General features: G+C 66.3%; 18 protein-coding genes. 8 read left to right on the top strand and 10 right to left on the bottom strand.

What is annotated here, in order from left to right; translation table 11 throughout:
* Positions 1-54 precede the first annotated feature (54 nt).
* The 3 genes from SARO_RS13630 to SARO_RS13620 form a co-directional block, all read right to left on the bottom strand.
* A complete protein-coding gene (locus SARO_RS13630) occupies positions 55-1,035 on the bottom strand; it encodes a hypothetical protein (RefSeq protein ID WP_011446327.1) in 981 nt (326 codons plus the stop codon).
* An 87-nt stretch (positions 1,036-1,122) separates the two neighbouring features.
* Complete coding sequence (locus SARO_RS13625) at positions 1,123-1,626, bottom strand: L,D-transpeptidase family protein (protein ID WP_011446326.1); 504 nt, start codon at positions 1,624-1,626, stop codon at positions 1,123-1,125.
* Positions 1,627-1,696: 70 nt separating this feature from the next.
* Positions 1,697-2,986 (bottom strand): adenylosuccinate synthase, encoded by a 1,290-nt coding sequence (locus SARO_RS13620; protein WP_011446325.1) that lies wholly within the window; start codon positions 2,984-2,986, stop codon positions 1,697-1,699.
* A gap of 238 nt (positions 2,987-3,224) precedes the next feature.
* Here SARO_RS13620 and SARO_RS13615 point away from each other — a divergent pair, with 238 nt between their 5' ends.
* Positions 3,225-4,199, top strand: coding sequence for an alpha/beta hydrolase (locus SARO_RS13615; RefSeq protein ID WP_011446324.1), 975 nt, complete (start codon positions 3,225-3,227; stop codon positions 4,197-4,199).
* 40 nt (positions 4,200-4,239) lie between these two features.
* Here SARO_RS13615 and SARO_RS13610 read toward each other — a convergent pair whose 3' ends face one another.
* From SARO_RS13610 to SARO_RS13595, 4 genes are all read right to left on the bottom strand, one after another.
* Positions 4,240-5,391 carry an ATP phosphoribosyltransferase regulatory subunit gene (locus SARO_RS13610; protein WP_011446323.1) on the bottom strand — a complete coding sequence of 384 codons (1,152 nt, stop codon included), beginning with the start codon at positions 5,389-5,391 and terminating at the stop codon, positions 4,240-4,242.
* A gap of 188 nt (positions 5,392-5,579) precedes the next feature.
* A complete protein-coding gene (gene serA, locus SARO_RS13605; RefSeq protein WP_041550394.1) occupies positions 5,580-7,166 on the bottom strand; it encodes a phosphoglycerate dehydrogenase in 1,587 nt (528 codons plus the stop codon).
* A 188-nt stretch (positions 7,167-7,354) separates the two neighbouring features.
* Positions 7,355-8,494 carry a phosphoserine transaminase gene (locus SARO_RS13600; RefSeq protein WP_011446321.1) on the bottom strand — a complete coding sequence of 380 codons (1,140 nt, stop codon included), beginning with the start codon at positions 8,492-8,494 and terminating at the stop codon, positions 7,355-7,357.
* Between the two features lie 127 nt (positions 8,495-8,621).
* Positions 8,622-9,173, bottom strand: a complete 552-nt coding sequence (locus SARO_RS13595) for a TlpA family protein disulfide reductase (protein WP_011446320.1) — start codon at positions 9,171-9,173, stop codon at positions 8,622-8,624.
* A gap of 70 nt (positions 9,174-9,243) precedes the next feature.
* Here SARO_RS13595 and argH point away from each other — a divergent pair, with 70 nt between their 5' ends.
* Genes argH through SARO_RS13575 form a run of 4 tightly spaced genes read left to right on the top strand, consistent with a single transcriptional unit; the run spans position 9,244 to position 12,935 of the window.
* Complete coding sequence (argH, locus tag SARO_RS13590) at positions 9,244-10,626, top strand: argininosuccinate lyase (protein WP_049759535.1); 1,383 nt, start codon at positions 9,244-9,246, stop codon at positions 10,624-10,626.
* Entirely contained in the window at positions 10,623-10,874 is a 252-nt protein-coding gene (locus SARO_RS13585; RefSeq protein WP_011446318.1) for a hypothetical protein, read from the top strand. Before argH ends, SARO_RS13585 begins: the two co-directional genes overlap by 4 nt.
* Positions 10,875-10,885: 11 nt before the next feature.
* Positions 10,886-12,145: a diaminopimelate decarboxylase gene (gene lysA, locus SARO_RS13580; RefSeq protein ID WP_011446317.1), complete on the top strand. Its 1,260-nt coding sequence runs from the start codon at positions 10,886-10,888 to the stop codon at positions 12,143-12,145.
* Between the two features lie 4 nt (positions 12,146-12,149).
* Positions 12,150-12,935: a precorrin-2 dehydrogenase/sirohydrochlorin ferrochelatase family protein gene (locus SARO_RS13575; protein ID WP_011446316.1), complete on the top strand. Its 786-nt coding sequence runs from the start codon at positions 12,150-12,152 to the stop codon at positions 12,933-12,935.
* A gap of 169 nt (positions 12,936-13,104) precedes the next feature.
* Here the strand turns inward: SARO_RS13575 and SARO_RS13570 are convergent, their stop codons facing one another.
* On the bottom strand, positions 13,105-14,013 hold the full coding sequence (locus SARO_RS13570; protein WP_011446315.1) for an SDR family NAD(P)-dependent oxidoreductase: 909 nt from the start codon (positions 14,011-14,013) through the stop codon (positions 13,105-13,107).
* 207 nt (positions 14,014-14,220) lie between these two features.
* Between SARO_RS13570 and SARO_RS13565 the strand changes: the two genes are divergently transcribed.
* Positions 14,221-15,660: an OprO/OprP family phosphate-selective porin gene (locus SARO_RS13565; RefSeq protein WP_011446314.1), complete on the top strand. Its 1,440-nt coding sequence runs from the start codon at positions 14,221-14,223 to the stop codon at positions 15,658-15,660.
* Between the two features lie 72 nt (positions 15,661-15,732).
* Here SARO_RS13565 and SARO_RS13560 read toward each other — a convergent pair whose 3' ends face one another.
* Positions 15,733-16,836, bottom strand: coding sequence for a branched-chain amino acid aminotransferase (locus tag SARO_RS13560; protein ID WP_011446313.1), 1,104 nt, complete (start codon positions 16,834-16,836; stop codon positions 15,733-15,735).
* A 423-nt stretch (positions 16,837-17,259) separates the two neighbouring features.
* On the bottom strand, positions 17,260-17,817 hold the full coding sequence (locus tag SARO_RS13555) for a hypothetical protein (protein WP_041550391.1): 558 nt from the start codon (positions 17,815-17,817) through the stop codon (positions 17,260-17,262).
* 25 nt (positions 17,818-17,842) lie between these two features.
* On the opposite strand from SARO_RS13555, the gene SARO_RS13550 reads away from it, so the two are divergent.
* Positions 17,843-18,598: a TlyA family RNA methyltransferase gene (locus SARO_RS13550; RefSeq protein ID WP_011446311.1), complete on the top strand. Its 756-nt coding sequence runs from the start codon at positions 17,843-17,845 to the stop codon at positions 18,596-18,598.
* A gap of 120 nt (positions 18,599-18,718) precedes the next feature.
* Positions 18,719-19,273: a TspO/MBR family protein gene (locus SARO_RS13545; RefSeq protein ID WP_011446310.1), complete on the top strand. Its 555-nt coding sequence runs from the start codon at positions 18,719-18,721 to the stop codon at positions 19,271-19,273.
* Positions 19,274-19,310 lie beyond the last annotated feature (37 nt).

The following is a 19,310-nucleotide window of genomic DNA, read 5'->3' as shown; positions in this document are numbered from 1 at the left end:
GGGGCGGACGCGGCAGGCGAGGTGATCGAGGCGGGTCGTGTCGGCCCGCTTCGGTCAGATCAGCAGGCCTGCCGTTTCCACTTCGGCGAAGTAGTGGGACATTGCTTCGGCGGCCTTGTCGGACAGGGAAATGAAGGCGCGGCGGCGGTCGCTGTCGTCTTCGCAACGGGCGAAGAGGCCGCAGTCCGTCATCTGGCCGATCCAGCGCAGCGCCGTCGTCGGCGGAACGCCCGAGGCGATGCAGAGCGAAGTGACCGACACGCGCTTGTGTTCCGCGCGGGCGGCGGTGAGATCGAGCAGCATGTCCCACGCGGGATCGGCGAAGAGATCCCCTTCGAAGAAGCGCGCGCGCATCTGGCGCTGGCGGATGATCTTGCGGACCAGACGGGGATCGGGAAGCGAGGCGCGGGCCGGTCGGACGAGGCGGCGGCTGGCCTCGTCCCGCAGGCTTTCGGCACCGAAACCGAAGGCCGGCGCTTCGACCGTCTGGTTGCCGTTGCCGGGCGAAGACAGCGTTTCCAGCCTCTGGGCGATCTGCGCAACCTGTTCGGTCAGGCGCAGCAGGGAAATGCGGTCATGATCCGACAGTTCGCGAACCCGCGCGCCGTCAGAAGTCAGCAGCCGGCCAAGGGCGATCACGCGATCCGCGCGGCTCGGGCTGACCAGGATCTGGGGATCGCACTGGTCGAGAGAACCGAACACGTCGTCGAGCGAGCCCATGCTGGTCGAGACGACGAGGCGGGCCCCGGTACGCGCAGCCCGCATGTCGAGCCGGGCAAGCGCGGCAATGTCGGCAGATTCGATCACCGGGCAATCGACGAGCACAAGATCGCCCAGCGGCTGTTCCGGTTCTTCCAGCAGGGCACGCAGGCCCGCCGTGCGGGTGACCCGGAGGCCGGCGGCGGCCGCATCTTCCGCCATTTCGGTGCGCAGGTAGGGACGGTCCGCGAAAATCGCCACGGCCAAGGGCGAGCAGGGGGCCAGCAGTGCAACATCGTCTGCGGGAAAATCGAAACTTGCCAGTACCTGCCCCATCGCGCTTACCCCTGAGTAATCCCACCTAGTGCGAACAGGTGTGGAACAAACAGGGGTCAGGTCAAGATCGATTACCTCGATTTTGGATCAAGGCACGATCTCGATGGGCGTGCCATCACCTACAAGCGCCCAGATCTCGTCGATTTCCGCGTTCGAGAGCGCAATGCACCCATCGGTCCAATCGCCCTCGATGCGTCCGCTGGCTAGCGAGTTCGGCTGCCCGTGAATGAATATCTGGCCGCCGGGCGAGCGTCCCCGGGCTTCAGCGTAGGCGCGGTCGCTGGCGTCGGGATAGGAGATATGGAGCGACAGATGGTAGGCGCTCCGCGCGTTTCCGTGGTCAATGACGTAACGTCCCTCAGGCGTACGCTCGTCACCCTCGAAACGCTTGTGCCCGAGCGGCGCGTCGCCAAGCTGGATGTTCGAGAACGACCGCAGGGTCGCGCCGTCCGCGTCTAGCAGGAGCAGCCGGCGGGCGGATTTCTCAACCCGGACCGAGGCGATGTCTTCTGGCCGGATTTCGTTCGCACTGGCGGATGCCTGCACGAGTAGCAGGACAGGCAGCAGCAGCAGTATGCGCAGGTCGGCCATGGCCGGGCGAGGCTAGCTCAACCAGCGTTGCTAACCAACCCTCTCCCCGAAGGGAGAGGGCGCGGGACGATCAGTCGACGAAGGGATCGCGGACGAGGATCGTGTCCTCGCGTTCCGGGCTGGTGGAGACCAGCGCGACCGGCGTTTCGATCAGTTCCTGCACGCGCTGGATGTACTTGATCGCCTGGGCAGGCAGATCGGCCCATGAGCGGGCACCGGCGGTGGTGCCGCTCCAGCCGTCCATTTCCTCGTAGATCGGCTCGACTTCGGCCTGGTCGGCCGCGTGGCTGGGGAAGTAGTCCAGCACCTTGCCGCGCAGGCGGTAGCCGGTGCAGATCTTCACCTTTTCAAAGCCGTCGAGCACGTCGAGCTTGGTCAGCGCGATGCCGGTCACGCCGGAGATCGCGCAGGACTGGCGCACCAGCACGGCGTCGAACCAGCCGCAGCGGCGCTTGCGGCCCGTGACCGTGCCGAATTCGTGGCCGCGTTCGCCAAGGCGCTGGCCGGTCTCGTCCTCGAGCTCGGTCGGGAAGGGACCGGAGCCGACGCGGGTGGTGTAGGCCTTGACGATGCCCAGCACGAAGCCGGTCTGCGCGGGGCCGAGGCCCGAACCCGAAGCGGCGGTGCCGGAAACGGTGTTCGACGAGGTGACGAACGGATAGGTGCCGTGATCGACGTCGAGCAGCACGCCCTGGGCGCCTTCGAACAGGATGCGCGCGCCGGCCTTGCGGACGGTATTGAGGCGCTTCCACACGGGCTGGGCGAACTGCAGCACGTATGGCGCGATTTCACGCAGTTCCTCGATCAGGGCGGCGCGGTCCACCGGCGGCTGGCCGAAGCCGGCGCGCAGTGCATCGTGGTGGGCGCAAAGGCGGTCGAGCTGCGCATCGAGCGCATCGAGATGAGCGAGGTCGCAGACGCGGATCGCGCGGCGGCCGACCTTGTCTTCATAGGCCGGGCCGATGCCCCGACCGGTGGTGCCGATCTTGCCGGCGCCGGCGGCCTGTTCGCGCAGGCCGTCGAGATCGCGGTGGAGCGGGAGAATCAGCGGGCAATTGTCGGCAATGGCGAAGTTCTCGGCATTGATCTCGACGCCCTGGCCGGTCAGCTTCTCGATCTCTGCCTTCAAGGCCCAGGGATCGAGCACGACGCCGTTGCCGATGATCGACAGCGTGCCGGTGACGATGCCCGAAGGCAGCAGCGAGAGCTTGTAGACCTGTTCGCCCACGACGAGGGTGTGGCCGGCATTGTGGCCGCCCTGGAAACGGACGACGGCATCGGCGCGGCTGGCGAGCCAGTCCACGATCTTGCCCTTGCCTTCATCGCCCCACTGGGCACCAATCACGGTTACATTGGCCATGAATACACTCCTCCACCCTGCCAGGTGGATCCTCAAGACGCCCTTCGACAGGACTCGGCGAAACGGGATGGATGGGCGGGGCACGGCCCCGGTTTTTCGAAGCGCGCCCTAGGGTCGGAAGGGGCGACAAGTCAAGGGCGGGAGAGGCGAAGCGATCGATTCAGCGATGGTAAAGCCGGCATTGCGCAACCTTCGTGCTTCGAGGCCGGGCCAGTGGACGGACAGGGGGGGTACGGACATGAAGAAGGGCTGGATCGCGGGCGCGATTTCACTGGCGGTGCTTTCACTCGCGGTGCTGGATGCGGGCGTGGCCGATGCGCAGATCGGGCAGCGACTGCGCGAGCGCATGGGGGACCGCGCCGGACAGCGCGGGGACGGGCAGCACGGGGACGGGCAGCACGGGGACAGGCAGGGCGCCAGGACACGGGCTACGGGTGCCAAGACACTCAGCTATGGCGGCGACCCGCTGCAGGTTCTGGACCTGTGGGTGCCAAAGGCGGCAAAGGCGGCGCCGCTGGTGCTGTACGTCCACGGCGGCGGGTGGAAGCGGGGGTCGAAGGACACGGCGATGGGCAACGCCTTGCCCGGCCACCTGGTGCAGCAGGGCTATGCCTTCGCCTCGATCAACTATCGACTGGTGCCCGCTGCGACAGTGGAACAGCAGGCGCAGGACGTGGCGCAGGCACTGGCCTATCTGCTCGGCAAGGCTGGCGCCCTGGGCATCGACCGGTCGCGGGTGGTTATAATGGGGCACAGCGCGGGCGCGCATCTGGTGGCGCTTGTCGGGACCGACGAGCAGTACTTGCGTGGCGCGGGGCTTTCGTTGGCGGACATCGACGGGGTGATCCCGAACGACGGCGCTGCATACGACGTCCCCGCACAAATGAGGCAGGCCGGTCGCATGATGATGGACACCTACAAGCAGGCTTTCGGAACCGATCCCGCGCGGCAGAAGGCATTGTCTCCGACCTTCCACGCGGCCGCGCCGAACGCGCCGCGCTTCCTGCTGCTGCACGTGCAGCGCAAGGATGGCGTGGCGCAGGCCGAGGCGCTGGGTGCCGCATTGCGGCGGGGCGGGACGAGCGTGGAGTTCGGCAGCTTTCCCGGGACCGGGCTGCAAGGTCACGCCGAAATCAACCGCAAGCTGGGCGAGCCCGACTATGCAGCGACGCCCGTGATGGATCGGTGGCTGAAAGCGACGTTCGGAAGCTGACCAGGGGCAGGCGCCGGTCGGGCCCGACCCTGGGAAGAGCTTATGCCAGCTTTTCCGGTCCGTTCGCGCCGAGCATGTGCGTGCAGCGGAGAGCGTCCGCGCTGTCCGCTTCGCTGAGCGCCGCGACCGTTCGCCAGCCGATGGCGCGCAGGCGGGCGGCTTCGTCGCGGTCATGGCCGAGCGGGAGGAAGACGGTATCTTCGGCGGGCTCGTTCGCGGCCAGGAGATCGATCAGGGCGTTGGGATAGAGCGAGAAGCCGGTGGCGGCTTCGCCTTGCTGTCGTGCATTGGCCTGACGTGCATCGGCATCGGAACCCGCGATGCGATAGGTGCCGCCGCGCCCGACGATGCCGCGCACCCCTTCGGCATAGAGGGTGAAGCCGAACCAGGTCTGGTATTCGAAGCCATGGCGCTCGCTCGGGTCCAGCGTCAGGCGCGCTGCGCCGCCGAGGCGAGCGGCGATCTGCCGGAGCGCGTCGATGCGGCTGGCAAGCGCGCCGCCGGCATCGATCGCGGCAAGCTTGTCGATCGCCGTGTCGAATTCGCCGGTGGCGTAGAGCAACGGCACGTAGGCTTCGCCGCCGACATCGCGCAGGCCGCCTGCGTCCTTGGTGTCGAGTTCGCGGCGGACGGCCTCGATCTGGCCGGGGGCCAGGGGGAGGGCCTTTTCGGCCAGCGTATCGACCAGGTCGGGCAGCGTGAAATCGACGCTGACGCCCGTGGCGCCCGCGGCCTGAAGTGCCTCGATGGCGATGGCGACGACTTCGGCGGCGGCGGCGACATTGTCGGCACCGACGAGTTCGGCGCCGCACTGGAGCTTTTCGCGCGAGGGGTTGAGGCCGTCAGCCTTGATCGTGACGACCTGGCCCGCATAGCACAGGCGCAACGGACGCGGCGCTTCGGCCAGGCGCGTTTCGGCAAGGCGGCCGATCTGCGGGGTGAAGTCGCTTCGCAGGGCCATCATGCGCAGGCTCGACGGATCGACGAAGCGGAACATGCGGCGCGACTGGATGCCGGCCATGCGCGCGGCGAAGCTGCGCTCGTACTCGATGGACGGGGGCATGACCCGGTCGTAGCCGTGGCCGTGCATCACGCCGTGGATCGCGCGCATGACGCGCGTGGCGGTGGCCGCATCGCGGGGCAGACGGTCTTCGAGGCCTTCCGGCAGCAGATCGGGGTCGCTGGTGTCCATGATTCGGTGCCCCTAAAGCATAGCGCGAAAAAGTGGGAACCGGTTTTTCGCAAAAAGCACTGCGACCCCCAAAAAGCAATTTGCCGCCGCAGGGGAAATCCCGCGACGGCAAATTGCAACCCTGGCGTCTTCGCCGCCCGCTCCTCGAAGGTCTGGAGGGGAACGGGCGGCGAAAGCCTTTGGCGGGATCAGGCGAACTTGAGCGCCTTGACGACCCGAACGCCCTGGATTTCGCGAGCTTCCTTGAGAACGTCCTCGCTGACCGGGTTGTCGAGCGACAGCAGCAGCACGGCCTCGCCACCAGCTTCGCGGCGGCCGAGGTGGAAGGTGCCGATGTTGATCGTGTTCTGACCCAGCAGCGTGCCGATGCGGCCGATGAAGCCGGGCGCGTCGGAGTTGACGATGTAGAGCATGTCGCCGTCGAGGTCGGCCTCGATGCCGATGCCGAAGATCTCGACGAGGCGCGGCTGGCCGTTGCCGAACAGCGTGCCGGCCACCGAACGTTCGCCCTGCGAAGTGCTGACGGTGACGCGCACCAGCGTGCGGTATTCGCCCTCGCGGTCATGGCGCACTTCGCGAACGTCCAGCCCGCGTTCCTTGGCGAGGAACGGCGCGTTGACCATGTTCACGGTCTGCGAATACTGCTTCATCAGGCCGGCCAGGACAGCCGCGGTGATCGGCTTCTGGTTGAGCTGCGCGGCAGCGCCCTCGACCTCGATGGCGATCTTGGTGAGGTTGTCGTGCGCAAGCTGGCCGACGAGGCTGCCCAGCTTTTCGGCCAGCGCCATGTAGGGGCGCAGCTTCGGCGCTTCCTCGGCCGAGAGCGAAGGCATGTTGAGCGCGTTGGTGACGCCGCCGGTGACGAGGAAGTCCGCCATCTGCTCGGCCACCTGGAGCGCCACGTTGACCTGCGCTTCGGTCGTGCTCGCGCCCAGGTGCGGGGTGCAGATGAAGTTCGGGGTGCCGAACAGCGGCGATTCCTTGGCGGGCTCGGTCTCGAACACGTCGAGCGCGGCGCCGGCGACGTGGCCGGAATCGAGCGCGTCCTTGAGGGCGGCTTCATCGACGAGACCGCCACGCGCGCAGTTGATGATGCGCACGCCCTTCTTGCACTTGGCGATGTTCTCGCGGCTGAGGATGTTGCGGGTCTGGTCGGTCAGAGGCGTGTGCAGCGTGATGAAGTCCGCCTTGGCCAGCAGCGTTTCGAGATCGGCCTTCTCGACACCCATTTCCACGGCGCGTTCGGGCGTCAGGAACGGGTCGAAGGCAACGACCTTCATCTTCAGGCCCAGCGCACGCGAGGCGACGATCGAGCCGATGTTGCCCGCGCCGATCAGGCCGAGCGTCTTGCCGGTGACTTCAACGCCCATGAAGCCGTTCTTCGGCCACAGGCCCGCCTGGGTCTGGGCGTTGGCTTCGGGGATCTGCCGCGCGAGCGCGAACATCATCGCGATGGCGTGTTCGGCAGTGGTGATCGAGTTGCCGAACGGGGTGTTCATGACCACCACGCCCTGCGCCGATGCTGCCGGGATATCGACGTTGTCGACGCCGATGCCGGCGCGGCCGATGACCTTGAGGTTGGTGGCGGCATCGAGGATCGCCTTGGTCACCTTGGTCGAGGAACGGATGGCAAGGCCATCGTACTCGCCGATGCGGGCGATGAGCTGTTCCGGCGTCTCGCCGGTGATCACATCGACGTCGCAGCCCATCTCGGTGAAGATGCGGGCGGCGTTGGGGTCCATCTTGTCGGAAATCAGGACTTTAGGCTTGGTCATGTTTCGATCCAATCCATCAGAATGAGACACCGTCATGCTGAACTCGTTTCAGCATCCATCCCTCGGCCGGAAATGTCGGTTGAGGGGGAGAGATGGACCCTGAAACAAGTTCAGGGTGACGACTGGAAGAACGGGAAGGTCCTGGCGCTACTCTGCAGCAGCGCCAGGTCTTGGTCAGGCCCCGAGAATCAGGCGGCGGCCAGTTCGGCCCTGGTCGTCTCGTAGGCCCAGTCGAGCCACGGACCGAGATCGGCGATGTCCTCGGCATTGACGGTCGCGCCGCACCAGATGCGCAGGCCGGCCGGGGCATCGCGGTAACCGGCGATGTCATAGGCCGCGCCCTGCTTTTCGAGCAGGCCTGCGAACTTCTTGATGAAGTCGGCATCCGCGCCTTCGACCGAGAGGCAGACCGAGGTCTTCGACCGGGTCGCTTCGTCGGCGGCGAGGTGCGAGAGCCACGAGCGTTCTTCGACGATCTTGTTCAGCGCCGCCGCATTGGCATCGCTGCGTGCCTGGAGGCCTTCGAGACCGCCAAGACCCTTTGCCCATTCGAGCGCGAAGATCGCGTCTTCGACCGCGAGCATCGAGGGGGTGTTGATCGTTTCGCCCTTGAACACGCCCTCGGCGAGCTTGCCCTTGGACACGAGGCGGAACACCTTGGGCAGCGGCCAGGCAGGGGTGTAGGTTTCAAGCCGTTCGACAGCGCGGGGGCCGAGGATCAGCACGCCGTGGCCGCCTTCGCCGCCCAGCACCTTCTGCCAGGAGAAGGTGGCGACGTCGATCTTCGACCAGTCGATGTCGTAGGCGAAAACCGCCGAAGTGGCGTCGGCGAAGGCCAGGCCCTCGCGGTCGGCGGGGATGAAATCGGCGTTCGGCACGCGCACGCCCGAAGTCGTGCCGTTCCAGGTGAACAGCACGTCGTTCGACCAGTCGATCGCGTTCAGATCGGGGATCTGGCCATAGTCGGCGCGCAGCACCGTGGGATCGAGCTTGAGCTGCTTGGCGGCATCGGTGACCCAACCTTCACCGAACGATTCCCAGGCAAGCGTCGTCACCGGGCGGGCACCCAGCATCGTCCACATCGCCATCTCGAAAGCGCCGGTGTCCGAACCCGGCACGATGCCGATGCGATGCGTATCGGGAAGCTGCAGCACTTCGCGCATCAGGTCGATGCAGTACTGAAGGCGCGTCTTGCCGATCTTGGCGCGATGCGAGCGGCCGAGCGATTCGGTGGCGAGCTTTTCGGGGGAGTATCCGGGCGGCTTGGCGCAGGGACCGGACGAGAAGAAGGGGCGCGCAGGCTTGCGAGCCGGAATCGTAGCAGACATGTAGTCTCTCCTTGCAGAGAGCACGCGCGGCGTTGGGACCGCGTGGCCCGCCGGTCGCTCTAGTGGCGCGGCGGGATATGTCAAACGATGTTTGCGCAAGGCGCGTTCGACGCGCCCCATTTCGCGTTTACTTCCCGAGGGTTTCGGCAAGCATCGCCGCCGTTCTCGACCCCGACCAGTCGTGCGCGCCAATCATGCGCCAGACTTCCTTGCCGTCCTTGTCGTAGAGGACGGTCGTCGGCAGCATTCCTGTTTCATAGTGAAAACCGAGGTTGTTCTCGGGATCGAGCCAGGGTTCCAGTTTCGCGAACTTCCGCTCGGCATAGAAGGGCGCAACCTTGGCGGCGCCTTCGATGTCCTGCGAGATCGTGAGCACGCGCAGCCTGCCGTCGTTGTCCGCCGCCAGCTTGTCGAGCATCGGCATTTCGAGGACGCAGGGGCCGCACCAGGTTGCCCAGAGGTTCACGAGGACCGGCGTTCCCTTGAGATCGCGGAGCTTGAGCGTCTTGCCGGACGGGTCGGTCACGGTGAAGTCCGGCATCTCCTTGCCACGGCTGGCAATGTCGAGCGTACCGTTGAATTCGCCCTTCGCGGCAGATTCCGCAGGCGCGGTGCTGCTCTGCGGTTGCGAGTCGGGCGCGGCTTGCCTATCGCACCCCGCGACGGCGAGCGCCGCCATCAGCAGAAGCAATTTTGGCGACAATGGGAACGGGCGGACGGACATGAGCGGCAATTCGGGCTCCAACCAGATGTGGGGCGGGCGCTTCGCAGGCGGTCCCTCGGCGATCATGCGCGAGATCAACGCCTCGATTCCCTTCGACAAGGCGTTGTGGCGGCAGGACATCGCCGCGTCAAAGGCCCATGTGGACATGCTGGGCGCGCAAGGGATCGTCTCGGCCGAGGATGCGGCGCTGATCGCCAGTGGGCTCGATCAGGTGGCAGCGGAGTACGAGGCCAACGGGGTGCCCGAGAACTGGGACCTCGAGGACATCCACATGACCACCGAGAGCCGCCTTGCCGAACTGATCGGCCCGGCGGCGGGGCGCCTGCACACCGCGCGCAGCCGCAACGACCAGGTGGCGACCGACTTTCGCCTGTGGGTTCGCGACGCGATGGACCAGGCCGAGCTGGGCCTGAAGCAGTTGCAGGTCGCGCTGGTGAGCCGCGCGGGCGAGCATGCCGCTTCGATCATGCCCGGCTTCACGCACCTGCAGACCGCGCAGCCGGTGACGCTGGGCCACCACCTGATGGCCTATTACGAGATGATCGGGCGCGACCGTTCGCGCTTTGCCGATGCGCGGGTGCGCATGAACCGCAGCCCGCTCGGCTCGGCGGCGCTGGCCGGCACCGGCTTTCCCATCGACCGCTTCCGCACTGCCGAGGCGCTGGGCTTCGATGGGCCGACTGACAACAGCCTCGATTCGGTGTCGGACCGCGACTTCGCGTTGGACTACCTGATGGCCGCCGCGCAGTGCTCGCTGCACCTGTCGCGGCTGGCCGAGGAATTCATCATCTGGGCGAGCCAGCCCTTCGGCTTCGTGACGCTGCCCGACAGCCTTTCGACCGGCAGCAGCATCATGCCGCAGAAGAAGAACCCCGACGCGGCCGAACTGGTGCGCGGCCATTCGGGCCGGATCGTCGGCTGCCTGACCGCGCTGATGATCACGATGAAGGGCCTGCCGCTGGCCTATTCCAAGGACATGCAGGACGACAAGCCGCCGGTGTTCGAGGCCGCCAGCCTGCTGGCGCTGTCCATCGCGGCAATGACCGGGATGGTGGCCGAGGCGAAGTTCCGGACCGACCGCATGCGCGCCGCCGCCGAGCTTGGCTATGCCACGGCGACCGACCTTGCCGACTGGCTGGTGCGGCAGGCCAACATCCCGTTCCGCGAGGCGCACCACATCACCGGTTCCGCGGTGAAGCTGGCCGAATCGCGCGGGATAGCGCTCGACCAGCTTTCGATCGAGGACCTCAAGGCGATCGACGAGCGCATCGACGAGCGCGTCTATGCGGCTCTGTCGGTCGAGGCGAGCGTGGCGGCGCGTTGCAGCCATGGCGGAACCGCGCCGGACGAGGTAAGGAAGCGCGTGGCCCAGGCGCGCGTGGCGCTGGGGCTGGAGGAATCGGCTTGAGATTTCGGCGGGACATTCTGCTGGTCGGCTTTGGCGCACTCGCTCTGGCGGGCTGTGGCAATCGGGCCGAGCTGAAGCTGGCGCCCGACCAGACGCCGCCGCCGATCCCCTATGGCCGCGAGGTTCAGCCGGGCGCTGACGACCTGCTCAAACCCCCCGCGCAGGCAGCCCCTGCGCGCAACGTCGAGCCGCGTCGCCGCTCGCAGGATCGCGAAGACGATCCTTTCGACCTGCCTCCCGAAGACTGAGTTTTTTTCCGATGGACCATTTTGAAGTTTCGAACGGCGTGCTCCATGCCGAAGACGTTGCCCTGCCGGTGATCGCGGCCGAAGTCGGCACGCCTGTCTATGTCTATTCGCGTGCCACGCTGACGCGCCACGCCCGCGTGTTCCGCGATGCACTGTCGATCCTGCCGGCGGTGAAGATCGCCTTCGCGGTCAAGTCCAACCCCAACCTCGCCGTGCTCAAGGTGCTGGCCGCCGAAGGTTATGGTGCCGATGTCGTCTCGGGCGGCGAAATGGAGCGGGCGCTGGCCGCGGGCATGAAGCCTGACGGCATCGTGTTTTCCGGCGTCGGCAAGACCGAGGCCGAGATGCGCCGGGGGATCGAGGCAGGGATCGGCCAGTTCAACCTCGAAAGCGAGGAAGAGGGGCTCGAGCTTGCCGAGATCGCCGCGTCGATGGGCAAGGTGGCCTCTGCCGCTCTGCGCGTGAATCCGGATGTCGACGCCGGAACGCACGGCAAGATCTCAACGGGCAAGGCCGAGAACAAGTTCGGCGTGCCGTTCGACCGGGCGGCTGCGATCTATGCGCGGCTGGCGGATACGCCGGGGCTGAACATGCGCGGCCTTGCGCTGCACATCGGCAGCCAGCTTTCGAAGCTCGATCCGCTGGAAGCCGCGTTCACCAAGGTTGGCGGACTGATGCGCGCGATCCGCGAGGGTGGCCATGCGGTGACGCACATGGATCTGGGCGGCGGCGTTGGCGTGCCCTACAAGGCGGGCGAAGTCTTCCCGCAACCTGCGGAATATGCGGCGATGGTCGCCAAGGTGACGGCGGACTGGGGCGTGACCCTGATGTTCGAGCCGGGCCGCGTGATCACCGGAAACACCGGCGTGCTGATGACGCAGGTGGTGCGGGTGAAGGAAGGCGCGGGGCACCCGTGGGTCGTGGTCGACGCGGCCATGAACGATCTGGCGCGGCCGGCACTTTACGATGCCTGGCATGATTTTGCTGCGGTGGAGCCCACCGGCGAGACCTTTGTCGCCAACATCGTCGGCCCGATCTGCGAAAGCTCGGACACGTTCGCCATGGCGCGGACCATCGACAAGGTCGGGCGCGGGGACCTGGCGGTTTTCCGCACCGCCGGGGCCTATGGCGCGACGATGGCCAACACCTACAACTCGCGTCCGCTGGTGCCCGAGGTGATGGTCGATGGCGAGAAGTGGGCCGTGGTGGCCGACCGTATCGACCCCGCCACGATCCTTGCCGCCGAGCGCGTGCCGGACTTCCTGAAGTAACGTGATGCAGTCGCTCCCTCTCTTCCACCGCATCGCGGGCCAGCCGGTCGTACTGCTGGGAGAGGGGGACGCGGCCGAGGCGAAGCAGCGGCTGATCGAGCGCGCGGGCGGATCGATCATCCGCGATATCGCCGAGGGCATCGACAAGGGCGCGCGCCTCGCCTTCATAGCGCACGACAACCCGGACCTCGCGCAGGGCGATGCAATCCGGTTGCGCTGTGCGGGGCTGCTGGTCAACGTGGTCGACCGGCCGGAGCTGTGCGATTTCACCACGCCCTCGATCCTCGACCGCGATCCTGTGTTGATCGCGGTGGGCACGGGCGGGGCCTCGGCGGGCCTCGCCAAGATCCTGCGCCTGCGGCTGGAGCGGCTGCTGCCGCAAGGGCTGGGGGCGCTCGCCCGCGCGCTGGAAGACGCTCGCGAAGGCATGCGGGCGCGCTGGGCTTCGGTGGCGGACCGCCGGCGCGCGCTGGATGCGGCCCTCGACGAAGGCGGCGAACTCGACCTGTTCCGTGCAGGGAGCGAGGCAAAGGTCGGCACATGGCTGGCCTCGGGGGCTGAAGGGCAGGCCGGTCGGTTCGAGATCGTGCTGACGTCCAACGATCCCGAGGACCTGACGTTGCGTACCGCGCGGCTGCTGGGGCAGGCGGACGTGGTGGTGCACGATGCCGGCGTCGCGCCGGAGATCCTGGCGCGGGCGCGGGCCGATGCGGTCCGGGTGCTGGCGGGAAGTGAGATGCCTGACGGCGGGCCAGAGTTTGGCGTTACGGTGGTGTTGCGGCTGGGTTGATCCCAGCCCGATCCTGCTCCCGTCGTCGTCCCGGACTTGATGCGGGACCCCGCTTTTCTTCCTCAAGCGCTGCGCGGGCCGCCGATGTCGCAAACGGCAGCGGGGCCCCGGATCAAGTCCGGGGCGACGGTGAGTTCTGAGTTGGGCGGGCAGTGGTGAACGACTGGGCTTAGCCCTTCATCGCCGCCTGCAACTGGCCGATGATCACCTGGCTCTGTTCCGCGCCCGATTGCGGGGCGAAGTCGCCGGTGCGGTCGTTGATCTTTTCCCAGTTGGCGGCGAATCCTTCGACCGTGCGTTCGGCGGGGGGCAGGAGGACGCCCTTGTTCATCGTCACCCACGCGCCGTGGTATGCACCGCCGCCTGCGCCGACGATGGCGTTCGTCGGGGCATCATCCGAGACCAGGAAGAGCGCGGCGGGAACGACGTTTTCGGGACCGAACAGCTTGAACGCTTCCTCGGGGAAGATGTCCTCGGTCATGCGCGTGGCGGCCACGGGGGCCAGCGTGTTGACCTTGATGTTGTTCTTCGCGCCTTCGAGGTAGAGGGTCTTGGTGAGGCCCGCGAGGCCGAGCTTGGCCGCGCCATAGTTGGCCTGGCCGAAGTTGCCGAACAGGCCGGTGGACGAGGCGGTCATCAGGATGCGGCCGTAGTTTTGTTCGCGCATCAGATCCCAGCAGGCCTTGGTGGCGAAGGCCGAGCCGATAAGGTGGACGCGCACGACCATCTCGAAGTCGGCCGGGTCCATCTTGGTGAAGCTCTTGTCGCGCAGGATGCCCGCGTTGTTGATCAGGACGTGGACGCCGCCCCAGCGCTCCTTCGTCTTGGCGACCATCTCGACCATCTGTTCGTATTCGCTGACCGAACCGCCGTTCGACATGGCTTCGCCGCCCATGGCCTCGATTTCCTCGACCACCTTCAGCGCGGCGTCGGAATGGCCGGTGCCATCGCGCGACCCGCCCAGATCGTTCACGACGACCTTCGCGCCGCGACGGGCCAGTTCGAGCGCGTAAGCGCGGCCAAGGCCACCGCCCGCTCCGGTGACGATCGCTACGCGGCCTTCGAAGGAAATGCTCATCTCGCCTTCACTCCACTCGCGCCTAATCGCGCGGTTAACATGTGGGGAGCGATGCCACGTAGGCGGCGCTTAGGCAACCGCCAGCACGCTTCGCCATAAAAGCGACATTGCAGCAATTTTGCCGTCAACAAACTGTAACGAATCAGAAATAATAGGGCCACCAATCCGGAGCCGACCACGGCCCGGATCTGAGCGAAGGATTCTCGAATGAAGACCGTAGCGCGCGTCTCCGTCATCGCGCTGGCCTGTGCCGCCGGGTGGAGCATCCCGGCCCATGCATCGACCGCCAAGCCCGACCTTGCAGCGCTGCAGGCGCAGCTCCAGCAGATGCAGTCGCAGATGCAGAGCCAGATGGACGCCATGCAGGCCATGCAGGCGCAGATCGCGACGCTGCAGAACCAGCTCGCCGAGGCAAAGGCCAAGGGTGACGCCACCGCCACGGCGGTTGCCGCGATCCCCGCGCCCACCGTCACCGGCAAGCCGCCCGTCGCGATCACGTGGGACGGTGGCCCGCGCATCGAATCGCCGGTCGATCCCAAGAATCCGAAGGCTGGCAAGTGGAGCTTCAAGCCACGCGGACGTCTTCAGATCGATGCGGCATCGGTCATGGCGCCGTCCTCCATCGGCAGCAAGAGCCTGGGGATCGGTTCTGAATTCCGCCGGGCCTACCTTGGCGTGGACGGCACCATTCCCGGCAACTTCGGATATCGCATCGAGGCCGATTTCGCGAACAGCAGCGTCGAGCTGACCGACGTGTTCCTGACCTACAACGGCATCCGCAACGTTACGGTCACCCTCGGCCAGCAGAAGCCGTTCGAGTCGATGGAGGACACCGAGTCCGACCTCTTCACCAGCTTCATGGAACGCGCCTCGTTCAATACCGCGTTCGGCTTCGAGCGCCGCCTCGGCCTTTCGGCGCAGTACCAGAAGGGCATGGTGCTGGCCCAGGTCGGCGCGTTCACCGACAACGTGTCCGACCTCAACGCCGACAGCAACAACAGCTATTCGATCGACGGTCGCTTCGCGTTGCAGCCCAAGCTCATGGGCGGGCAACTCCACCTCGGTGGCTCTGCCCACTACCACGACCTGAACGATGGCTATTCAACCGTGCGCTATCGCGCTCGGCCCTTCACGCACACCACCGACGTGCGCTTCGTCGACACCAAGGCAATCAGCGCGTTGTCGGAAACGAACTATGGCCTGGAGTTCGCATGGACCGGCGGGCCGTTGCACTTCGCCGCGGAATCGCAGTGGATGAAGACCAATCGTCCCGGCGCGCTGGCCGACCCGACGTTCAACGGCGGCTATGCCGAGGCGGGCCTGTTCCTGACCAAGGGCGACACGCTGCCCTATCGCCTCGCGGATGGTGCCTGGGGACGGATCAAGCCGAAGAATCCGGTCGACAAGGGCGGCATCGGTGCGGTTCAGGTAAACGTCCGCTACGACTGGCTCGACCTCAACGACAACGGGGTGATCGGTGGCCGCCAGCAGCTCGCCGGCGCGTCGTTGCTGTGGGTACCGACCGACTACGTCCGCTTCATTCTGGACTACGGCCACATGTGGATCAACGATGCGGCGGTGGCTGCGGGCACCGACCGCAGCTATTCGGCGGACGTGCTCGGGATGCGCGCGCAGTTCGACTTCTGATATTGCAAGCATTGAAAAGCCCGCCGTTCCCTGAGGAGCGGCGGGCTTTTTCGTGCCTTTGGCAGAGGGGCATCAGGCGATGCGCGAGACCCATCCGTGGGTATCGGCGATTTCGCCCCGCTGGATGCCTACCAGCTTCTGGCGCAGCTTCTGGGTCAGCTGGCCGGGGCCACCCGAGCCGATGGTGAACTCGCCATCGCGGCTGGCGACCTTGCCGACGGGCGTCACGACGGCCGCCGTGCCGCAGGCAAAGGTTTCGATGAGCTTGCCCGATGCGGCGTCGGCCTTCCACTGGTCGAGGCTGTAGCGGCCTTCGCGCACGGTCAGGCCTTCTTCCGCTGCAAGCGTGAGCAGGCTGGAACGGGTGATGCCGGGTAGGATCGTGCCGGTCAGTTCCGGGGTCAGGATCGAACCGTCGTCGAACACGAAGAACAGGTTCATGCCCCCCAGTTCCTCGACCCACTTGTGTTCGGCAGCGTCGAGGAACAGGACCTGGTCATGCCCGCGCGAAAACGCCTCGGCCGTGGGGACGAGGCTGGCGGCGTAGTTGCCGCCGCACTTGGCCGCGCCGGTGCCGCCGGGCGCCGCGCGGGTATAGTCGCTCACCCAGATCGAGACGGCCGGTGCGCCGGACTTGAAGTAGTTGCCGGCCGGGCTGGCAATGACCATGAACTTGTACTGCCGTGCAGGGCGAACGCCGAGGAATGCCTCGCTCGCGAACATGAACGGGCGCAGGTACATCGATCCGCCTTCGACCGTGGGGAACCAGTCCTTGTCGGCCAGCACCTGCTGGCGCACGGCCTCGACGAAAAGATCCTCCGGCAGCTCGGGCATGGCAAGGCGGCGGGCCGAAGCGTTGAAGCGCTGGGCATTCGCCTCGGGCCGGAACAACGCGATGCCGCCATCCGCAAGGCGGTAGGCCTTGAGCCCTTCGAAGATTTCCTGCGCATAGTGCAGGACGGCGGCCGCCGGATCGAGCGCGATCGGGCCATAAGGGACGACGCGCGCATCGTGCCAACCCTGGCCCTCGGCGTAGTCGATCTCGACCATGTGATCGGTGAAGGTGGTGCCGAAGCCGGGGTTGGCCAGCACCTGGGCACGCGCGTCCGCAGCAACCGGTGCCGGGTGCGGATTGCGGGTGAAGGTGAGGCCAGTGGTGTCGGCGGTGCTCGCCATGGGGAGGCAGTCCTTGCGCTAGAATCAGAGATGCAGCGCCGTGAACTATTATTGCGTGAAAGGCAAGGGGAATGTAATAAATGTGAAGGGCCGCGTCGGTCAATCCGAGCGGCCCTTCGCATGGTCAGCGGCCGGAAGTGCCGCCCACGAAGCCTTTATCGCTTAATCGAAACTCAGCGATAATGCCTCGCGCGGGACTGTACCGACCTCTCTGCTGAACCATGAGACATCGGATCACCTCCTTTCGCGCTGTTGAGCCAAAGTCGCAACCTTTTGGGTTGCTGGACCGTCGAGGGGTGGGCCTCTTCGATCTTGACTGCAATGTGAGTCATTCCCGCTGCAACAACAAGACTTGCATTCAATTATTTTGTCGTCAGAATTGCCGCTTCGTGCCGGTCTGAAGGGCCCTGTTTCCTTCCCGTCTCACCGCCCGCGACAATCCTCCACCACGCGTCCGACTTCAGCCCAGGCGGGCAGGTAAAGCGTTGGCAGGCCATTCACTTCCACGAGAAAACGCCCCCTGCTGAAGGCCATTGCATCAAGCAGAGTATCCTGGAGGCCAAGGGGGGCGAGGAGGTGCGGTTCGTCCCGAGGGGCGGGTTCCGCAGAAAGCGGCCGGGTTTCGCTCGTGGTCGCGACGGTCATCGGCAGCGAAACCGCGGAGCTTCCCGTCCGGACCAGCGTGATCGTGCGGGCCTCCCGATTGCAGGACAGGGCAAAGAGCGTGCCTTGGGCCGTGCCGAAGCGTGCGATCCCGCCTTCCGCGCGCATCTCGAAGCGCCAGTCGCCGGGCGTCTGGGGGGCATCGCGCCAGTCCTTGAGACTTTGCGCGGGTGCCGGAGGCGGGGGCGGTGCTGCGGGCCTTGGTGCGGGCGGGGGTGGCGCGGGCGGAACCACAGGCGGAGCCGCGCATGCGGACACCAGCAGGAGCGCCGCGCAGGAAAAAGCAGGTAGGAACGGTGCTGCGCGATTGATCTTCATGCCAAGGTTATGGAAGGAACGCGCCGTGACCTCAACCCGCTCCCCCTCCAAGAAGATCCGCGTCGACCAGCTTCTGGTTGAGCGCGGGCTTGTCGAAAGCCGCGCGCGCGCCCAGGCCCTGATCCTCGCGGGCCTCGTGTTTTCGGGGGAAACGAAGATCGCGAAGGCGGGGCAGCCGATCCCGGCCGACGCGGCACTCGACGTGCGCGGGCGCGATCACCCGTGGGTTTCGCGCGGCGGGATCAAGCTGGCCCACGCGATCGAGCATTTCGGACTCGATCCTGCGGGCGTCACGGCAATGGACATCGGCAGTTCCACCGGCGGGTTCACAGACGTCCTGCTCCAGAATGGCGCCGAGCACGTGTTCGCGGTGGATTCGGGGACGAACCAGCTTGCCTGGAAGCTGCGGCAGGACCCGCGCGTGACCGTGCTGGAACAGACCAGTGCGCGCATCCTGACGCCTGCCCACATCGATCGCCCCGCAACCTGGGTGGTCTGCGATGCCAGCTTCATTTCCCTGCGGAAAGTGCTGGAAGTGCCCCTCGCGCTGGCGACGCGGCCGACGCGGCTGGTGGCCCTGATCAAGCCGCAGTTCGAAGTGGGCAAGGCCGAAGTCGGCAAGGGCGGGGTCGTACGCGACCCACAGCTCCACCAGCGGGTCTGCGACGAAGTGCGCGCCTGGCTGGAAGGGGACGGGTGGGAGGTCCAGGGCATTGTCCAGAGCCCGATCACCGGCCCGGAAGGCAACGTCGAGTTCCTGATATCGGCATGTCGCGACTGACATTTGCCGGATCCTGTCCCCCGGTGGGATTGCGGATAGTTTCAGTTCGCATTGCGCAGTTACCTGCAGAGCGCCAATATCGCAGGCGAATCGCGCTTCGTCGCATTGCAAACGGGTGACATGAACTACCTCGCTTCCTCCGGCCAGCTTCGCGCCAGCCTTCTGCGCTGGTCCCTGTTCACCGTCCCCTTGCTGTTGGTGCTGGGGTTCTTCTCCGGCCAGGCGGCAGGCAGCGGCCCCGGCAATCCCTGGTTCGACGAACTCGTCAAGCCTACGATCTATCCGCCGCCGGTCGCCTTTCCGATCGTCTGGTCGACACTCTACGTGCTCATGGGCATTTCGCTGGCGATGATCCTTTCGGCGCGCGGTGCGGCGGGGCGTGGGTTGGCGGTGGCGGTCTTCGTGGTCCAGCTTGCCCTGAACCTCGCCTGGTCGCCTGTGTTCTTTGCCATGCACCAGATTCTCGCCGCGTTCTGGATCGCGGTGGCGATGGCGGTCACGATCCTCCTGACATTGGTGCTTTTCTGGCGGATTCGTCCGGTCGCGGGGATGTTGCTGCTGCCCTATCTCGCGTGGGTGTGCTTTGCGAGCGTCCTGACCTTCGAGATCGGGCGGCTCAATCCCGGGGCGGATGGCGCTTTCGGTTCTTCGCGCACGGTCCGCGTTTCGATTTGACCCTTGCGGGCGGGCCCGTGCCCGCCCACATAGCGGG

It is taken from the genome of Novosphingobium aromaticivorans DSM 12444, from assembly GCF_000013325.1.
Classification (GTDB): Bacteria; Pseudomonadota; Alphaproteobacteria; order Sphingomonadales; family Sphingomonadaceae; genus Novosphingobium; species Novosphingobium aromaticivorans.
This window is presented reverse-complemented; position numbering and strand designations above follow the sequence as displayed.